Raw genomic sequence first — 15,470 nt, 5'->3', positions numbered from 1 at the left:
TATCTCGCGTAAGGAGGGGAACAGATGGCTGACAAACCAGCTCGTTCTAAACAAATTGAAACTGAAATGACCCTTGAGCAAGTGAAAGAACAACTCACTGAGCTCGGAAAAAAACGTGGCGTTCTTACATATGAAGAGATTGCAGAACGCATGAATGGATTTGAAATTGAATCCGATCAAATGGATGAATACTATGAATATTTAGGTGAACAAGGGATCGACTTAGTTGGCGACAATGACAACGACGAAGGCCCTAATAATCGCCAAATAGCAAAATCGGAAGAAGAATTCGACCTCAATGATTTAAGCGTACCACCAGGGGTTAAAATCAACGATCCTGTTCGTATGTATTTAAAAGAAATTGGTCGTGTAGATTTACTATCTGCAGAAGAAGAAATTCGACTTGCAACGCGTATTGAAGAAGGCGATGAAGAAGCGAAACGTCGTCTTGCAGAAGCAAACTTACGTCTTGTAGTAAGTATTGCAAAGCGCTACGTGGGCCGTGGTATGCTTTTCTTAGACTTAATTCAAGAAGGGAATATGGGTCTAATTAAAGCGGTTGAAAAGTTCGATTATCGTAAAGGTTTCAAATTTAGTACGTATGCAACTTGGTGGATTCGCCAAGCAATTACACGTGCGATTGCAGACCAAGCAAGAACAATTCGTATCCCAGTTCATATGGTTGAAACGATTAATAAGTTAATTCGTGTACAACGTCAATTATTACAAGATTTAGGACGTGAACCATCTCCTGAAGAGATTGGTGAAGAAATGGATCTTGCTCCAGAAAAAGTACGTGAAATCTTAAAAATTGCACAGGAGCCAGTTTCTCTTGAAACACCGATTGGTGAAGAAGATGACTCCCATTTAGGTGATTTCATTGAAGACCAAGAAGCAACATCGCCTGCGGACCATGCAGCGTATGAATTGCTAAAAGAACAATTAGAAGATGTGTTAGATACACTAACAGATCGTGAAGAAAATGTTCTACGTCTTCGTTTTGGTTTAGATGATGGACGAACTCGTACGCTTGAAGAAGTTGGGAAAGTATTCGGCGTAACGAGAGAACGTATCCGTCAAATTGAAGCAAAAGCACTACGTAAATTGAGACATCCAAGCCGTAGTAAGCGCCTTAAGGATTTCTTAGAATAGGCTACCTTTAAGTTTACTTCACTTTTGTGAAGTAAACTTTTTTATTTTGTTAATTTTTGTTAAACTTTAGCTGTCAGCAACGATTACAATTTCTTGTAATTTATTTTACAGAATTGTCTTTTGATTTGCAAATGCTCATTTTTCGATTTTTCGATTAATTTTGTTTATTCTATACAAAAATATATGTAGAAAAGTGAAAAATATGATGAGAAACGTTAATAATTATCGAAATAATAAGCGATATAACAATAAAAAACAATAAACTGAATTTATGGAATATTTTTAACGATTAGTAGTTTACTCTTTTCTGATAGAGCGTTTTCAAGTACAATGGAAATGACTGAATCATCTAACTATTTAGGGGTATAGAGGGGGGAGAAGAGATATGAAACGTAATCCGCTGATTCCGTTCGCTCTTATTGCAGCATTAGGTATTATCGTTATGTTTGTATTTTCATTTCAGGGGCTAAATAAATCTAAAGAGTTAGCTGATGCAAAAAATGGCGGGAAACCAGCACAAACAGCATCCAAGCCAGAGGATATTGTGAAGCAAAGCTGTACGAGCTGCCACGGTGATCAGTTACAAGGGGCGGTAGGACCTAATTTACAAAAAATTGGTGGGAAACTTTCAAAGGATGAAATTAAAGAAATTCTTTCGAAAGGAAAAGGCAATATGCCTGCCAATATAGTTCCAGCTGATCAAGCCGCTAAAGTAGCTGATTGGTTATCAAAGAAAAAATAAAGTTCCGTATGACAAGCCTTTTGCTTATGCAAAGGGCTTGTTTTTCTATATTTTCTCAAATACGATGAATGATAGAGAAGTGAATTGTTGTTATAGGCTTGCAACAACTACTATAAATTCATTATCATGGAGACAGACTGACAAGAGAAGGAGTAATGGAAATACATGAATGAAGTAAAGCTTTCAAAACGATTAGAAGAAGTTGTGCGTGAAATACCAGTAGGATCTACAGTTGCTGATATTGGATCGGATCATGCTTATTTACCGTGTTATACAATTATAAATAATATTGCTACTAAAGCAGTTGCTGGAGAGGTTGTAGATGGACCATTTCGCTCTGCGCAGGCAACTGTAGCTGAAAGTGGCTTACAAGATAAAGTAGATGTGCGTAAAGGGAATGGATTAGCTGTTATCGCGCCAGGAGAAGTAGATGTAATTACGGTTGCCGGAATGGGCGGAGCGTTAATTCGTGATATTTTAGAAAGTGGTAAAGAAAAATTAGAAGGTGTAACACGTTTAATTTTACAGCCGAATATTGCAGCGCATCACATTCGTGAATGGTTTATTGAGAATGGATGGGAGCTTATCCATGAAAAAATCGTAAAAGAAGATGGAAAAATTTACGAGATTTTAGTAGGGGAGCGAGGAAATATCACGGTTCCTTACTCTGAAAATAAACAGGCTGAATTATTTATGGGACCATTTTTAATGAAAGAAAAAAGTGAAGCTTTCGTTGAAAAGTGGGAAGGAGAATTAAAAAACTTCCAAAATATTTTAAAGCAGTTAGAACGTGCGGCTGATTCTGAAGAAACAAAAGCGAAGCGTGCGGAAGTAGAAGCGAAAATGAAAATGATAGGGGAGGTTTTATCATGAGTAAAATTCCAAATGGCCATGAAATTATTTCGTTATTTGAAAGTATGTATCCGAAGCATTTGGCGATGGAAGGAGATAAGATTGGGCTGCAGATTGGAGCGCTTAATAAACCCGTGCAGCACGTATTAATTGCGTTAGATGTAACGGAAGAAGTTGTGGATGAAGCAATTCAATTAGGAGCGAATGTCATTATTGCGCATCACCCTTTAATTTTTAACCCGCTAAAAGCGATCCATACAGATAAGGCGTATGGGAAAATTATTGAAAAGTGTATGAAAAATGATATTGCAATCTATGCAGCACATACAAATGTGGATGTTGCTAAGGGCGGGGTAAATGATTTACTTGCTGAGGCGTTAGGATTGCAAAATACAGAAGTTTTGGCACCGACATATGCAGAAGAAATGAAAAAAATTGTTGTGTTTGTGCCTGAAACTCATGCAGAAGAAGTACGAAAAGCATTAGGAGACGCAGGTGCTGGTTATATCGGTAATTATAGTCACTGTACGTTTAATAGCGAGGGTATAGGTACGTTTGTACCTCAAGAGGGGACAAATCCTTATATCGGGGAAACTGGACAGTTAGAGCGCGTAGAAGAAGTGCGAATCGAAACGATTATTCCAGCTTCACTACAACGAAAAGTGATTAAAGCAATGGTAATGGCACATCCATATGAAGAAGTAGCCTATGATGTGTATCCACTTGATAACAAAGGTGAAACGTTAGGGCTTGGAAAAATAGGATATTTACAAGAAGAAATGACACTTGGACAGTTTGCGGAACATGTAAAGCAATCGTTAGATGTAAAGGGTGCGCGAGTTGTTGGGAAATTAGATGATAAAGTGCGCAAAGTAGCTGTACTTGGTGGCGATGGTAACAAATACATCAATCAAGCTAAATTTAAAGGTGCGGATGTATATGTAACAGGTGACATGTATTATCATGTTGCCCATGATGCGATGATGCTCGGTTTAAATATCGTCGACCCAGGACATAACGTTGAAAAGGTAATGAAGCAAGGTGTACAAAAGCAATTACAAGAAAAAGCAGATGCAAAGAAACTGAATGTACATATTCATGCTTCGCAATTACATACAGATCCATTTACATTTGTATAAGAAAAATAAAAACCGTTGCTCATATAGGCAACGGTTTTTATTATTGTTCTTTTTTCACTTTTACACGAGGTAATATTTTTTGTAACGGTACTTTTCGAACTCTTTCCCATGTAGCAGGATTCATTGGGTCATACTGCTCTAAGAAAGCGATAACCTCTTTTGTAATTGGTGTTGGAGTAGAAGCGCCTGCTGTAACAGCTACGTTCTCGACACCTTGTAGCCATTCTAATTTGATTTCACTTACGTCTGCAACGCGGTATGCTTTCGTACCAGCGATTTCTTGTGATACTTGTGCTAAACGGTTTGAGTTATTACTTTTCGGATCACCAACAACAATTGTTAAGTCTGCAACATCAGCTTGTTTGGCAACCGCTTCTTGGCGAACTTGAGTTGCTAAACAAATTTCCTTATGGAATTCTGCTGTTGGGAATTTCTTCTGAATGTCCTCCATTAAATGTTGAACATCCCATTGACTCATCGTTGTTTGATTTGTAACTAAAATTTTATCCGTTGGAATTTCTAATGTCTTTAAATCATCGGCTCTTTCGATAAGATGAACGATATCAGGTGCGATACCAACTGCGCCTTCTGGTTCTGGATGATTTTTTTTGCCGATATAAATGACATGGTAACCTTCAGCTTTCTTTGCTTCAATAAGGTCATGTGTTTTTGTAACATCTGGGCAAGTGGCATCAATTGTTGTTAAACCTTTTTCTTTTGCACGTTGTTTAACTTCTGGAGAAACACCGTGTGCAGTGAAAATAACAGTACCAGAATCGATTTTATCTAAAATGTCTAATCGACTTGGACCATCTAATGTGATGATGCCATCTTCTTCGAATGCATCTGTTACATGTTTGTTGTGAACAATCATACCTAAAATATAAATAGGTCTTGGTAATGATGTATCTAATGCGGCGTTACGTGCAATAACCATCGCGTCCACAACACCGTAGCAATAACCACGAGGGGAAATTTTAACAATTTTCATATGAGTAATCCTCTCCTTCTAAACAAGGGATACTTTTGTGCATAGTCTTTTACATTATAAAGGAGGAGTGGATAGAAAACAAAGGATTGTTACACATATAGTTTTGGTTTTGTTGCTATTTTTTGAACAGGCTCCTCTCGTACTTCTTTTTCTATGACTGGCTCAATCACCATTTTTTTTCTTTTTCTTTTTTTGGATGGAGGATGTGGAGTTGCTACCTCAACCTTTTCTGTTACGTCTTCAGTTTGATCTTCGGTTGGATTTTCTTCCGTACTTTTTCCAGAGGTGAGAATTTTAACAATGCTTGGTAGGTTACGCATAATGGGACCGTACTGTTCGACGACAGGGCTTACAGATTGAACGACTTGTGATACTTTTTCGATATTATTTATCATAGTAGTTGGATTCGAAATTAAATTCGAAAAAAAACTACCGATGCCGCTACTTGATGTGGCTGTAGTTGCTGCACCGCCGCGCGTGTCGTTTGATTCATACATTTGAGGAGGGATCATTTGCTCGGGATGCTGCTGCATGTATGGTTGATATTGCTGTTGATATTGCTGCGGGTATTGGTGTTGGTATTGTTGCTGATATTGCTGCGGGTATTGAGGTGGCGGTTGCTGGTGCATCATTGGCGGTCCTTCCATTTGTCGATAAGGCGGAACCATTTGCATGTAAGGTTCGGTTGGATCGTGTTTTTTAAAGAGTTTAGCAAGAAATCCTTTCTTTTTTTGTGCCATCGGTGGTAGTTGTGGAATTGGATATGGTGTATAAGGTTGCTGCCCTGGATTCGGATACATTTGTCTCATGGGGGATTTTGGAAACATGTGAGAAATCCTCCTTTCTTCAGTTAGGTATATACACATACAATATGCAATAAGAGGGAAGAAGGTTAGTTTTTGAAGTAAAAACCTAAACTAAAGATGGATTTTACTTGTAGATTTCGATATAATGTAGACTTGACTGATTTGTGCGCGCAGTAGAAATTTAGAAAGAAGGTGTAACTTATGACACAACAAACTTTTACACAGTATGATTTTAAACCATTTTTAATAGATGCAGTTCGTGAACTACGCTTTACAGAGCCGACAGGAATTCAACAGAAAATTTTCCCGGTCGTGAAAAAAGGTGTAAGTGTAATTGGACAATCCCAAACAGGTTCTGGGAAAACACATGCATACTTACTTCCTACATTGAACAGAATTAACCCAGGTCGTGAAGAAGTACAACTTGTTATTACAGCGCCTACTCGTGAGTTAGCACAACAAATTTACGAAGAAATCGTGAAATTAACAAAGTTCTGTGCGGAAGATCAAATGATTACAGCACGTTGTTTAATTGGTGGAACTGATAAACAACGATCAATTGAAAAGTTGAAAAAACAACCTCATATTGTAGTTGGAACGCCAGGACGTATTAAAGACTTAGTAGAAGAACAAGCACTGTTTGTTCATAAAGCAAATACAATTATTGTCGATGAAGCAGACTTAATGCTTGATATGGGATTCATTCATGATGTAGACAAGATTGCAGCACGCATGCCTAAAAACTTGCAAATGTTAGTTTTCTCTGCAACAATTCCTCAAAAACTAAAACCGTTTCTGAAGAAATACATGGAGAATCCAGAGCATATTCATATCAATCCAAAACAAGTTGCGGCTGGAAATATTGAGCATTATTTAGTGCCTTCTAAACATCGTAACAAAATCGATTTAGTGAAAAGAATGTTACTACAATTTAAACCGTATTTAGCAGTTGTTTTCACGAATACGAAGAAAATGGCAGATCAAGTTGCTGACGGATTAACGGAACGCGGCTTAAAAGTTGGACGAATTCACGGAGATTTATCACCTCGTGATCGTAAAAAAATGATGAAACAAATTCGTGACCTTGAATTCCAATATATTGTTGCAACTGATTTAGCAGCACGTGGTATTGATATTGAAGGAATTAGTCATGTTATTAATTATGAACTTCCATCAGATTTAGATTTCTTCGTTCACCGTGTTGGAAGAACAGCACGCGCAGGCTATTCAGGTATTGCAGTGACGATTTATGATCCAGCAAACGAAGAAGCGTTAGATAGTTTAGAAAAACAACGTCATATCGAGTTTAAACATGTAGATTTACGCGGAGATGAGTGGGTGGATTTAGGTGAACGTCGTCGTCGTAAGAGCCGTAAAAAACCAAATGATGAACTTGATGTTATGGCAACGAAAGTTGTTAAAAAACCGAAAAAAGTAAAACCAAACTATAAACGTAAACTTGCAACAGAACGTGACAAAGTGAAAAGAAAATATAGCAATAAAAAAAGATAAGGGATTTCCCTTATCTTTTTTTATCCCGCTATTTACGGGGATAATAATCAGTGGAGAATGGAAAAAACAATTCACTACATATTTCTACAAATTATGCTATCATTATATCTATTGTATATTGAAGAGGTGATTGTATGTTAAAGATTGGATCTCATGTTTCTATGAGTGGTAAGAAAATGTTATTAGCAGCAAGTGAAGAGGCTGTTTCATACGGTGCAACGACGTTTATGATTTATACAGGTGCACCGCAAAATACAAGAAGAAAACCAATTGAAGAATTGAACATAGAAGCAGGAAGAAAACATATGGAACAAAACGGTATCGAAGAGATTATCGTACATGCGCCATATATTATTAATGTTGGAAATACGACGAAGCCAGAAACATTCCAATTAGGTGTAGATTTCCTTCGTATGGAAATTGAGAGGACATCAGCATTAGGTGTGGCGAAACAAATCGTTCTTCACCCAGGTGCGCACGTTGGTGCAGGGGCAGACGCTGGTATTCAACAAATTATTAAAGGACTGAATGAAGTATTAACGCCAGATCAGACGGTGAACATTGCGTTAGAAACGATGGCAGGAAAAGGAACAGAATGCGGCCGTAGCTTTGAAGAAATTGCAAAAATTATTGATGGTGTAAAATATAATGAAAAACTATCCGTATGCTTTGATACATGCCATACGCACGATGCAGGATATGACATTGTAAATGACTTTGATGGTGTATTAAACGAATTTGATAAGATTGTTGGTATCGATCGTTTACAAGTACTTCATATTAATGATAGTAAAAATGTACGCGGCGCAGGAAAAGACCGTCATGAAAATATCGGTTTCGGTCATATTGGCTATAAAGCGTTGCATCATATTGTGCATCATCCGCAGTTAACGCACGTACCAAAAATTCTGGAAACGCCATATGTAGGTGAAGATAAAAAAGATAAGAAGCCACCGTATAAATTAGAAATCGAAATGCTGAAAAATGGTACTTTTGATGAAGGACTTCTTGAGAAAATTAAAGCGCAATAAGCAATAAGGAGGGGAATATCCCCTCCTTATTTTAGTAGTTGCTGAAATAAAGTATTTACTTGTTGGGCAGTAGCGGGCGAGGTTACTTGAGCTATTTGTTTTAAGAGCGCTAGTCGTTCGTCATTATCGTAAATGTTAATATCCTTTCCTTTCATAAGTCCAACAATTTGATCAGCTTGTGCAGTCGTAATTGGAACGTCATATTCTTTACTATATTTCAATAATTCCTTTGTAGAAATATGATTTAATTTTTTATTTACAAGTTGTTTAATGAGGTTCATCGAGTTATCCTCCTTCACACGTTCTTCTATCGAAATATATGAGTACGTAGCTTGTACATATTCGTATAGAGTTTCTTTTTTCATGAGAAAAAGAAGCGTATGTTATAATATAAGGACAAAACTATAGAAAAAGAGTATAGGGAGGACTTATGGAGCAAAAGCAACATCGAAAAGAAAGTGTTATCCATCTTATTTATCGTTTAGTTATGATTATTTTTGGGGCAGCATGCGCAGCAGTAGCAATTGAATTATTTTTAATGCCAAATAAAATTATTGACGGTGGAATTATTGGTATTTCTCTTATATTAGATTATCTTACTCCTAATATTTGGTGGTTAAGTTTTTCTACTTTGGTCGTTATTCTCAATATCCCATTTATGTATTCGGGTTATAAGCAAATCGGAAAAACGTTCATGCTATCTTCGGCGTTCGGTATTGTAGCTTTAGCGTTTATTGAATCAACGTTACATGCTGTGCCGCCATTTACAACAGAGCCAATTTTAGCTACAGTGTTTGGTGGTCTTATTTTAGGTCTTGGTGTAGGGCTCGTTATTCGTCATGGTGGATCAATGGACGGAACAGAAATTATGGGTATTTTATTAACGAAGAAATTACCTTTCTCCGTTGGCGAATTTGTAATGTTTGTGAACTTATTTATTTTTGCATGGGCAGCATTTGTATTTGGTGTTGAACAAGCGATGTATTCTGTTATGACGTACTACATTGCATTCAAAACAATTGATACAGTCATTCAAGGTTTAGATGAAACGAAAGCTGTTTTAATTGTATCAGATCAATATGAGGAAGTATCAAATGCGATTTTACATCGTCTTGGTCGTGGAACTACAAAGCTTGTAGCGAAAGGCGGTTACACGGATAAAGAAAAAGAAGTGATTTATGCAGTTGTAACACGTCTAGAAGTGACAAAGCTAAAATCAATTGTGTATGAAATTGATGCGAATGCGTTTGTTACGATTATGAGTACACAAGAGACAAATGGTGGTAAGTTTAAATCAGCCATTCACTAAAAAATTATTTATAATATCTTTTGAAAGCAGAGAATTTTTCTCTGCTTTTTGTTATAATAGTAAGGTTTCTTGAAAAAGTAGATATATTTTAGGCAGATTGGTTTACAACTATAATAAGCTGTACTATAATTCAAATAGATATAAATCGGAATCATTCTGAATTAAAATAGGTGAGATGCTATGAATAATATATTAGAAATAGAAGGATTGTCATTTCGATATGAAGATCGAAATGTGTTAGAAGATATAAATTTGCAAGTTCCGAAGGGAGCTTTTTTAGGTTTAGTTGGGCCAAATGGTTCAGGGAAATCAACTTTGCTAAAATGTTTATTAGGCGTTTTAAAGCCAAAACAGGGAAGCATTCGTTTGTTTGGTGTTGATAGTAAGAAGTTTAAAGAATGGAACAAAGTTGGTTATGTGTCGCAAAAGGCAAATAGCTTTAATTCTGGTTTTCCGGCAACTGTGTTTGAAGTTGTGTCAATGGGACTCGTTTCGAAAAAAGGGTTGTTTCGCTTTTTTACGAAAAACGATAAGAAAAAGGTAGAAAAAGCGATTGCTGATGTAGGAATGAGTGAGTTTCAAGGACGTAATATTGGAGAACTTTCTGGTGGACAACAACAGCGCGTATTTATTGCTCGTGCGCTCGTTAGTGATCCTGAATTACTTATTTTGGACGAGCCCACTGTTGGAATCGATGTGAAGAATGTAGAAAGTTTTTATGAGATATTAGAGGATTTAAACAAAAGGCTAGGAATTACATTAATTCTCGTTACGCATGATATGGGAGCTGTTACCGAGAAGGTAACACATGTTGCATGCTTAAACCAACATTTACATTTCCATGGAAATGTAGAAAAGTTCCGAGAGTTAGAAGATGCAGAAATGTCCGTCTTATATGGACATCATGTTCATCGTTTAGAACACGAGCATGAGCATCACGGGAGGATATAATGATACAAGATTTTTTACAATATGACTTTTTACGTAACTCTTTATATGCAGGGATTTTAATAGGACTTGTTGCGCCACTTATCGGTGTATTTGTTGTCATTCGTCGTATGTCGCTTATTGCAGATGCGTTAAGTCACGTGACATTATCAGGTATTGCTGCAAGTTTATTACTAGAAAAAACAATTTTCACAGGAGGATTTTTAAATCCGTTATATATGGGTATGATTTTTTCTATGGGTGGGGCGTTACTTATTGAAAAACTACGTACTGTATATAAACATTATCAAGAATTAGCAATTCCAATTATTCTTTCAGCAGGAATGGGGATTGGCGTTATTTTTATTTCACTTGCAAATGGATTTAACACAGATTTATTTAGTTATTTATTTGGTAGTGTAAGTGCTGTAACAAGTACGGATTTAATAATCATTGGCATTGTAGCAATTGTTGTTATTGTAACGATTACTTTATTATACAAAGAGCTATTTTTACTATCGTTCGATGAGGAATACGCTGTATCAACCGGTTTGAGTGCAAAGTGGATTCACTTTATTTTCATTATATTGGTTGCGCTTGTCATTGCGGTATCAATGCGTGTAGTAGGGGTTCTTCTCGTATCATCATTAATGACGTTACCAGTTGCAGCAAGTATTCGTATTGCGAATGGATTTAAACAAACAATTTTCTTCTCCATTTTATTTGGTGAAATTGCAGTAATTGGTGGAATGTTTGCTTCGTATCAACTTGATTTAGCACCAGGTGGTACAATTGTTATGATAGCGGTTCTTATTTTAATTGGTGCGATTTTATGGAAAAAGAAAAAAACTGCATAAAGTAGGGATAGATATGAATCTAACAGAAGCTTTACGCCTAATGAAAGATAAAGGATACAAACATACTGGGAAAAGGGAAGAAATGCTCAGGTTATTTGCAGCTCACAATCGTTATTTAACGGCGAAAGACGTTTTAGAGCATATGAAGGATGATTATCCAGGTCTTAGTTTTGACACGATTTATCGTAACTTAACGGTGTTTGCTGAAATCGGTGTTTTAGAACAAACGGAATTAAACGGTGAAAAACATTTTCGTTTTACATGTTCTATTATGGAACATCATCATCATTTTATTTGTTTAGATTGTGGAGGGACGAAAGAGATTACTTCTTGCCCGATGGATTTTATGAATAAAGATTTTAACGGTTATGAAGTAACTGGTCATAAGTTTGAAATATATGGCCGTTGTCCAAAATGTGCAAAGTAAAAGCTCGTCAGTTCTATAACTGACGAGCTTTTTTACGTAGAAAAGAAGGTTGCTCACAAATGTTGTGGGCAACCTTCTTTTTATTTTATTGTTCTTGTGTTTCTTTTTCTTTTTCTCGTTCAGCAGCCATTTCAGCAGCAATTACGTCGATTTCTTTTTTCAGTTCTTCTACCATTATTTCTTCTGGTACTTTACGAACGACTTGCCCTTTACGGAATAATAGTCCTTCTCCGCGCGCGCCGGCAATACCGATATCAGCTTCACGAGCTTCACCAGGACCATTTACAGCGCAGCCAAGTACTGCAACTTTAATTGGTACTTGTAGTGTAGAAATATACTCTTCCACTTCGTTAGCGATACTAATTAAATCAATTTCAATACGACCGCAAGTTGGACAAGAAATAAGTGTTGCTGCATTAGATGCAAGGCCGAATGACTTTAATAGTTCACGCGCAACTTTTACTTCTTCAACTGGGTCAGCACTTAATGAAATACGTAGTGTATTTCCGATGCCTTTACTTAAGATTGCTCCAAGACCAGCGGCACTTTTTACAGTTCCGGCAAATAACGTTCCAGATTCTGTGATACCTAAATGTAGTGGATAATCAAAAGCACGTGCAGCTTTTTCGTATGCTTCAATTGCCAAGTTAACATCAGAGGCTTTCATAGATACGATAATATCATGGAAATCTAAGTCCTCTAAAATTTTAATGTGATGTAGGGCGCTCTCAACCATACCATCTGCAGTTGGGTATCCGTACTTTTCCAAAATGTGACGCTCTAATGAACCTGCGTTTACACCGATACGGATTGGAATACCACGTTCTTTTGCTGCATTTACAACAGCTTCTACTTTATGGCGACGACCAATGTTACCTGGATTGATACGTACTTTATCAATGCCGCCTTCAATTGCTTTTAAAGCAAGGCGATAATCAAAATGAATATCAGCAACAAGTGGAATGTTGATTTGTTTTTTAATATCAGCAATAGCATTTGCTGCGCGTTCGTCTGGAACAGCAACACGCACGACTTGACAGCCAGCTTCTTCTAAACGTTTAATTTCAGCAACTGTTGCTTCAACATCATGTGTTTTTGTTGTTGTCATACTTTGTATAATTAATTCATTATTACCGCCAATTGTTAAATTACCGACTTTAACTGGACGTGTTTTTGTACGATGAGTCATTTCATTCACGAATAGATCGCTCTCCTTATAAAAGAAGTTTCTTATTTAGTCCCTTATATCAATGATAGTATACGTGATACAGGGCTATAGAAACCGAAGTGCTCGGTTTCACTTTTACTATTGTATCAGCGCCTTTATGTAATTGACAAGGATTAAGTGATTGCTTATTGATATAACGGGAATTTATAAGACTTTCCAAGTTGTATTTTTGTAGCAGGTGTATTTTTATTTAATTGTTTAAAATCATCAATTACTTTTTCGATAGAAGGAATTTTTTTCTTATTGATCGCTTCTGTAATGGAAAGAACCGTATCACCTGTTTTGACTTCAATTGTTTTATAAGTGACATCTGTTTCTTTTTCCGCTTTGTTTTCTTTTTTTTGTTTTGTATTTGTACTTTCTTGTTTTATCGTTTCGGCCGCATTTGTCTTTTTATATGAACTTAACATCGGCAAAGTGCCAATCTTTATATCGTAATAAAATATATAACCAAGAACAAGCACAAATAAGAATATACCTAATCTCTTCATATTCTTCACTCCTTTGCTAGGAATATATGCTTGTCCAAAAAAAAAATGCCTATTTAGGCATTTTTTTCGTTCGGTTTTGGAATTTCTTTAATTGTTAAGTATAGAACAATTAAAACAACTGCGATATAAATGAATGTTGAACCAGGTACAACGATTTTGAATAAATCCATAATCATAAAGAAGATTGTTGGAATTGTGTAGCTGTAAGCAGTTAACGTCCATACTTGCTTATAAGATAATTTACGTTGACCACTCATAGCAGAACCGATAAACGCAAGTAAAGTAATTCCTAAGAAAGTAATGAACAATTGGAATAGATATACTAACACGCCGATAACAGCTAGTAAAATTGGATAAATACTATCGAATACTGAAATGAAATCTTGCAAATCTTTTTTCTCAAGAGATGTGCCTAATAAATCATTGTAGGAGTATGTTTGCGTCTGGCCATTTCCTATAGAAACTACTTTATCTTTTAAAATAAATAAACCAGTTTTATTTTGATACTTTTCGATATCTGTTGTATTTGGATCAAATACGAAAAGAGCATCTCCCTCTTCTTTTTGAATAGGTTGTTCAATATCAGCTTTTAGTTCACCATTTTCGATTTTAAAATCAGGTAAATCTTTTTCAATTGCTTGATTTACCATAGTAACACTATCTTGGATAAAGCTACCGTAAAAGAATGTTCTTGGAATAGTAGTGATTAGACAAAGTAGCATAATATACAAAATGGTTTTTCCGATTTTTTGAAAACGGAATAGCGCCATATCTTTAGGCGAATATACGCTTTTGACTAATTGGGTAAATATGGACATAGATTCACTTCCTTTATGTATGTATAAAATCATTGTAACGTAGGAATCTAGGGAATCTCAAGATATATTATATTTACATATAGTAGAGACAACTAAATTTCTTTTTATTAATTTTCTTCTTTTAAATGAGAAAAATACAATTGACACTTTTCTTTTCTATATGGTAAATTTATCTTACATTTCTTAAAGGATATATCCGATAGGAATTCCTTTATTTGATGTATTGTTACATACATAATTGTGGACCCTTAGCTCAGCTGGTTAGAGCAGACGGCTCATAACCGTCCGGTCGTAGGTTCGAGTCCTACAGGGTCCATATCCATTTCACGTGTTTATTATGTCAGTAGGAAGCTTCCTTGTAGAAGGGGGCTTTTTTTATGAAATATATGAGCATTTTAATTGAAAAGAAGTGGGAATTTTGCTACTTTAATGATAGCAAGACAATGTGATTTATTTGTTTGCACCCTATGGCAATTAGGGTAGAATGTAGTTGTATGTCACTTAAGTGGCAATACATAAACTGGGAGGAATATAACAATGGCAAAACACGAATTACCAAATTTACCTTATGCGTATGATGCTTTAGAGCCTCACTTTGACAAAGAAACAATGAACATCCATCATACAAAACACCATAACACGTACATCACAAACTTAAACGCTGCTTTAGAAGGTCATGCAGAATTAGCTGACAAAAGCGTAGAAGAATTAGTTGCAAACTTAAACGAAGTACCAGAAGCAATTCGTACAGCAGTACGTAACAATGGTGGCGGACATGCTAACCACACATTCTTCTGGACGATCTTATCTCCAAACGGCGGTGGACAACCAGTAGGCGAACTTGCAACTGCAATTGAAGCGAAATTCGGTAGCTTCGATGCATTCAAAGAAGAATTCGCAAAAGCTGGCGCAACTCGCTTCGGTTCTGGTTGGGCTTGGTTAGTAGTAAATAATGGTGAGTTAGAAGTAACAAGCACGCCAAACCAAGATTCTCCTCTAACTGAAGGTAAAACTCCAGTTATCGGTTTAGATGTTTGGGAACATGCTTACTACTTAAATTATCAAAACCGTCGTCCAGACTACATCGGTGCATTCTGGAACGTTGTAGATTGGAACGCTGCTGAAAAACGTTACCAAGAAGCAAAATAATTGTAATAACGATAGAAAAAGCTAGGAGAATGCTCCTAG

17 protein-coding genes and 1 tRNA gene are annotated in these 15,470 nt (G+C 36.3%); 12 read left to right on the top strand and 6 right to left on the bottom strand.

Annotation, left to right across the window (positions count from 1 at the left end; genetic code table 11):
• The first annotated feature begins 24 nt into the window (after positions 1-24).
• The 4 genes from rpoD to MKY00_RS21375 all read left to right on the top strand — a co-directional run bounded on the left by rpoD (position 25) and on the right by MKY00_RS21375 (position 3,885).
• The gene (gene rpoD / locus MKY00_RS21390; protein ID WP_000764060.1) at positions 25-1,152 is read left to right on the top strand and encodes an RNA polymerase sigma factor RpoD; all 1,128 of its coding nucleotides are present in this window, start codon (positions 25-27) and stop codon (positions 1,150-1,152) included.
• Between the two features lie 385 nt (positions 1,153-1,537).
• Positions 1,538-1,894, top strand: a complete 357-nt coding sequence (cccA, locus tag MKY00_RS21385; RefSeq protein ID WP_000828141.1) for a cytochrome c550 — start codon at positions 1,538-1,540, stop codon at positions 1,892-1,894.
• A 165-nt stretch (positions 1,895-2,059) separates the two neighbouring features.
• Complete coding sequence (locus tag MKY00_RS21380) at positions 2,060-2,767, top strand: tRNA (adenine(22)-N(1))-methyltransferase (RefSeq protein ID WP_001006540.1); 708 nt, start codon at positions 2,060-2,062, stop codon at positions 2,765-2,767.
• Complete coding sequence (locus MKY00_RS21375; RefSeq protein WP_016718494.1) at positions 2,764-3,885, top strand: Nif3-like dinuclear metal center hexameric protein; 1,122 nt, start codon at positions 2,764-2,766, stop codon at positions 3,883-3,885. The genes MKY00_RS21380 and MKY00_RS21375 overlap by 4 nt, the downstream gene beginning before the upstream one ends.
• 40 nt (positions 3,886-3,925) lie before the next feature.
• Here the strand turns inward: MKY00_RS21375 and MKY00_RS21370 are convergent, their stop codons facing one another.
• Positions 3,926-4,876 (bottom strand): 4-hydroxy-3-methylbut-2-enyl diphosphate reductase, encoded by a 951-nt coding sequence (locus MKY00_RS21370; RefSeq protein ID WP_000706669.1) that lies wholly within the window; start codon positions 4,874-4,876, stop codon positions 3,926-3,928.
• Positions 4,877-4,965: 89 nt separating this feature from the next.
• Positions 4,966-5,703 carry a VrrA/YqfQ family protein gene (vrrA, locus tag MKY00_RS21365; protein WP_016718493.1) on the bottom strand — a complete coding sequence of 246 codons (738 nt, stop codon included), beginning with the start codon at positions 5,701-5,703 and terminating at the stop codon, positions 4,966-4,968.
• A gap of 180 nt (positions 5,704-5,883) precedes the next feature.
• Between vrrA and MKY00_RS21360 the strand changes: the two genes are divergently transcribed.
• Positions 5,884-7,194: a DEAD/DEAH box helicase gene (locus MKY00_RS21360; RefSeq protein ID WP_000194029.1), complete on the top strand. Its 1,311-nt coding sequence runs from the start codon at positions 5,884-5,886 to the stop codon at positions 7,192-7,194.
• Positions 7,195-7,328: 134 nt separating this feature from the next.
• Positions 7,329-8,225 carry a deoxyribonuclease IV gene (locus MKY00_RS21355; RefSeq protein ID WP_000912466.1) on the top strand — a complete coding sequence of 299 codons (897 nt, stop codon included), beginning with the start codon at positions 7,329-7,331 and terminating at the stop codon, positions 8,223-8,225.
• A gap of 26 nt (positions 8,226-8,251) precedes the next feature.
• On the opposite strand, the gene MKY00_RS21350 is transcribed toward MKY00_RS21355, so the two are convergent.
• Positions 8,252-8,506, bottom strand: coding sequence for a DUF2624 domain-containing protein (locus MKY00_RS21350; RefSeq protein ID WP_341035230.1), 255 nt, complete (start codon positions 8,504-8,506; stop codon positions 8,252-8,254).
• Between the two features lie 149 nt (positions 8,507-8,655).
• Here MKY00_RS21350 and MKY00_RS21345 point away from each other — a divergent pair, with 149 nt between their 5' ends.
• The 4 genes from MKY00_RS21345 to MKY00_RS21330 all read left to right on the top strand — a co-directional run bounded on the left by MKY00_RS21345 (position 8,656) and on the right by MKY00_RS21330 (position 11,745).
• The gene (locus MKY00_RS21345) at positions 8,656-9,534 is read left to right on the top strand and encodes a YitT family protein (RefSeq protein WP_000435958.1); all 879 of its coding nucleotides are present in this window, start codon (positions 8,656-8,658) and stop codon (positions 9,532-9,534) included.
• A 180-nt stretch (positions 9,535-9,714) separates the two neighbouring features.
• Complete coding sequence (locus MKY00_RS21340) at positions 9,715-10,485, top strand: metal ABC transporter ATP-binding protein (protein WP_001059653.1); 771 nt, start codon at positions 9,715-9,717, stop codon at positions 10,483-10,485.
• Positions 10,485-11,318, top strand: a complete 834-nt coding sequence (locus MKY00_RS21335) for a metal ABC transporter permease (protein ID WP_000613827.1) — start codon at positions 10,485-10,487, stop codon at positions 11,316-11,318. Before MKY00_RS21340 ends, MKY00_RS21335 begins: the two co-directional genes overlap by 1 nt.
• Positions 11,319-11,331: 13 nt before the next feature.
• Entirely contained in the window at positions 11,332-11,745 is a 414-nt protein-coding gene (locus tag MKY00_RS21330) for a Fur family transcriptional regulator (protein WP_001054512.1), read from the top strand.
• Positions 11,746-11,830: 85 nt separating this feature from the next.
• Here the strand turns inward: MKY00_RS21330 and ispG are convergent, their stop codons facing one another.
• The 3 genes from ispG to MKY00_RS21315 form a co-directional block, all read right to left on the bottom strand.
• Positions 11,831-12,934, bottom strand: coding sequence for a flavodoxin-dependent (E)-4-hydroxy-3-methylbut-2-enyl-diphosphate synthase (gene ispG / locus MKY00_RS21325; protein ID WP_011040674.1), 1,104 nt, complete (start codon positions 12,932-12,934; stop codon positions 11,831-11,833).
• Positions 12,935-13,098: 164 nt separating this feature from the next.
• Entirely contained in the window at positions 13,099-13,464 is a 366-nt protein-coding gene (locus MKY00_RS21320; protein ID WP_000825406.1) for a hypothetical protein, read from the bottom strand.
• Positions 13,465-13,517: 53 nt separating this feature from the next.
• Positions 13,518-14,282 (bottom strand): DUF1189 domain-containing protein, encoded by a 765-nt coding sequence (locus MKY00_RS21315; protein ID WP_016718491.1) that lies wholly within the window; start codon positions 14,280-14,282, stop codon positions 13,518-13,520.
• A gap of 242 nt (positions 14,283-14,524) precedes the next feature.
• Here MKY00_RS21315 and MKY00_RS21310 point away from each other — a divergent pair.
• Both MKY00_RS21310 and sodA read left to right on the top strand, forming a co-directional pair.
• Positions 14,525-14,598: transfer RNA gene (locus tag MKY00_RS21310), tRNA-Ile, on the top strand.
• A 221-nt stretch (positions 14,599-14,819) separates the two neighbouring features.
• A complete protein-coding gene (sodA, locus tag MKY00_RS21305; RefSeq protein ID WP_001052031.1) occupies positions 14,820-15,431 on the top strand; it encodes a superoxide dismutase [Mn] in 612 nt (203 codons plus the stop codon).
• Positions 15,432-15,470 lie beyond the last annotated feature (39 nt).

Source organism: Bacillus sp. FSL R9-9834 (assembly GCF_038006905.1).
Lineage (GTDB): Bacteria > Bacillota > Bacilli > Bacillales > Bacillaceae_G > Bacillus_A > Bacillus_A pacificus.
The sequence above is the reverse complement of the archived record's forward strand: the minus strand, read 5'-3'. Positions and strand labels throughout refer to the sequence as shown.

Coding starts and splice junctions, on each gene's coding strand:
- MKY00_RS21350 (WP_341035230.1), bottom strand. CDS start 8,506: ATGAACCTCATTAAACAACTTGTAAATAAAAAATTAAATCATATTTCT.
- MKY00_RS21375 (WP_016718494.1), top strand. CDS start 2,764: ATGAGTAAAATTCCAAATGGCCATGAAATTATTTCGTTATTTGAAAGT.
- MKY00_RS21345 (WP_000435958.1), top strand. CDS start 8,656: ATGGAGCAAAAGCAACATCGAAAAGAAAGTGTTATCCATCTTATTTAT.
- MKY00_RS21370 (WP_000706669.1), bottom strand. CDS start 4,876: ATGAAAATTGTTAAAATTTCCCCTCGTGGTTATTGCTACGGTGTTGTG.
- MKY00_RS21330 (WP_001054512.1), top strand. CDS start 11,332: ATGAATCTAACAGAAGCTTTACGCCTAATGAAAGATAAAGGATACAAA.
- MKY00_RS21360 (WP_000194029.1), top strand. CDS start 5,884: ATGACACAACAAACTTTTACACAGTATGATTTTAAACCATTTTTAATA.
- MKY00_RS21315 (WP_016718491.1), bottom strand. CDS start 14,282: ATGTCCATATTTACCCAATTAGTCAAAAGCGTATATTCGCCTAAAGAT.
- vrrA (WP_016718493.1), bottom strand. CDS start 5,703: ATGTTTCCAAAATCCCCCATGAGACAAATGTATCCGAATCCAGGGCAG.
- ispG (WP_011040674.1), bottom strand. CDS start 12,934: ATGACTCATCGTACAAAAACACGTCCAGTTAAAGTCGGTAATTTAACA.
- MKY00_RS21380 (WP_001006540.1), top strand. CDS start 2,060: ATGAATGAAGTAAAGCTTTCAAAACGATTAGAAGAAGTTGTGCGTGAA.
- sodA (WP_001052031.1), top strand. CDS start 14,820: ATGGCAAAACACGAATTACCAAATTTACCTTATGCGTATGATGCTTTA.
- cccA (WP_000828141.1), top strand. CDS start 1,538: ATGAAACGTAATCCGCTGATTCCGTTCGCTCTTATTGCAGCATTAGGT.
- rpoD (WP_000764060.1), top strand. CDS start 25: ATGGCTGACAAACCAGCTCGTTCTAAACAAATTGAAACTGAAATGACC.
- MKY00_RS21355 (WP_000912466.1), top strand. CDS start 7,329: ATGTTAAAGATTGGATCTCATGTTTCTATGAGTGGTAAGAAAATGTTA.
- MKY00_RS21320 (WP_000825406.1), bottom strand. CDS start 13,464: ATGAAGAGATTAGGTATATTCTTATTTGTGCTTGTTCTTGGTTATATA.
- MKY00_RS21335 (WP_000613827.1), top strand. CDS start 10,485: ATGATACAAGATTTTTTACAATATGACTTTTTACGTAACTCTTTATAT.
- MKY00_RS21340 (WP_001059653.1), top strand. CDS start 9,715: ATGAATAATATATTAGAAATAGAAGGATTGTCATTTCGATATGAAGAT.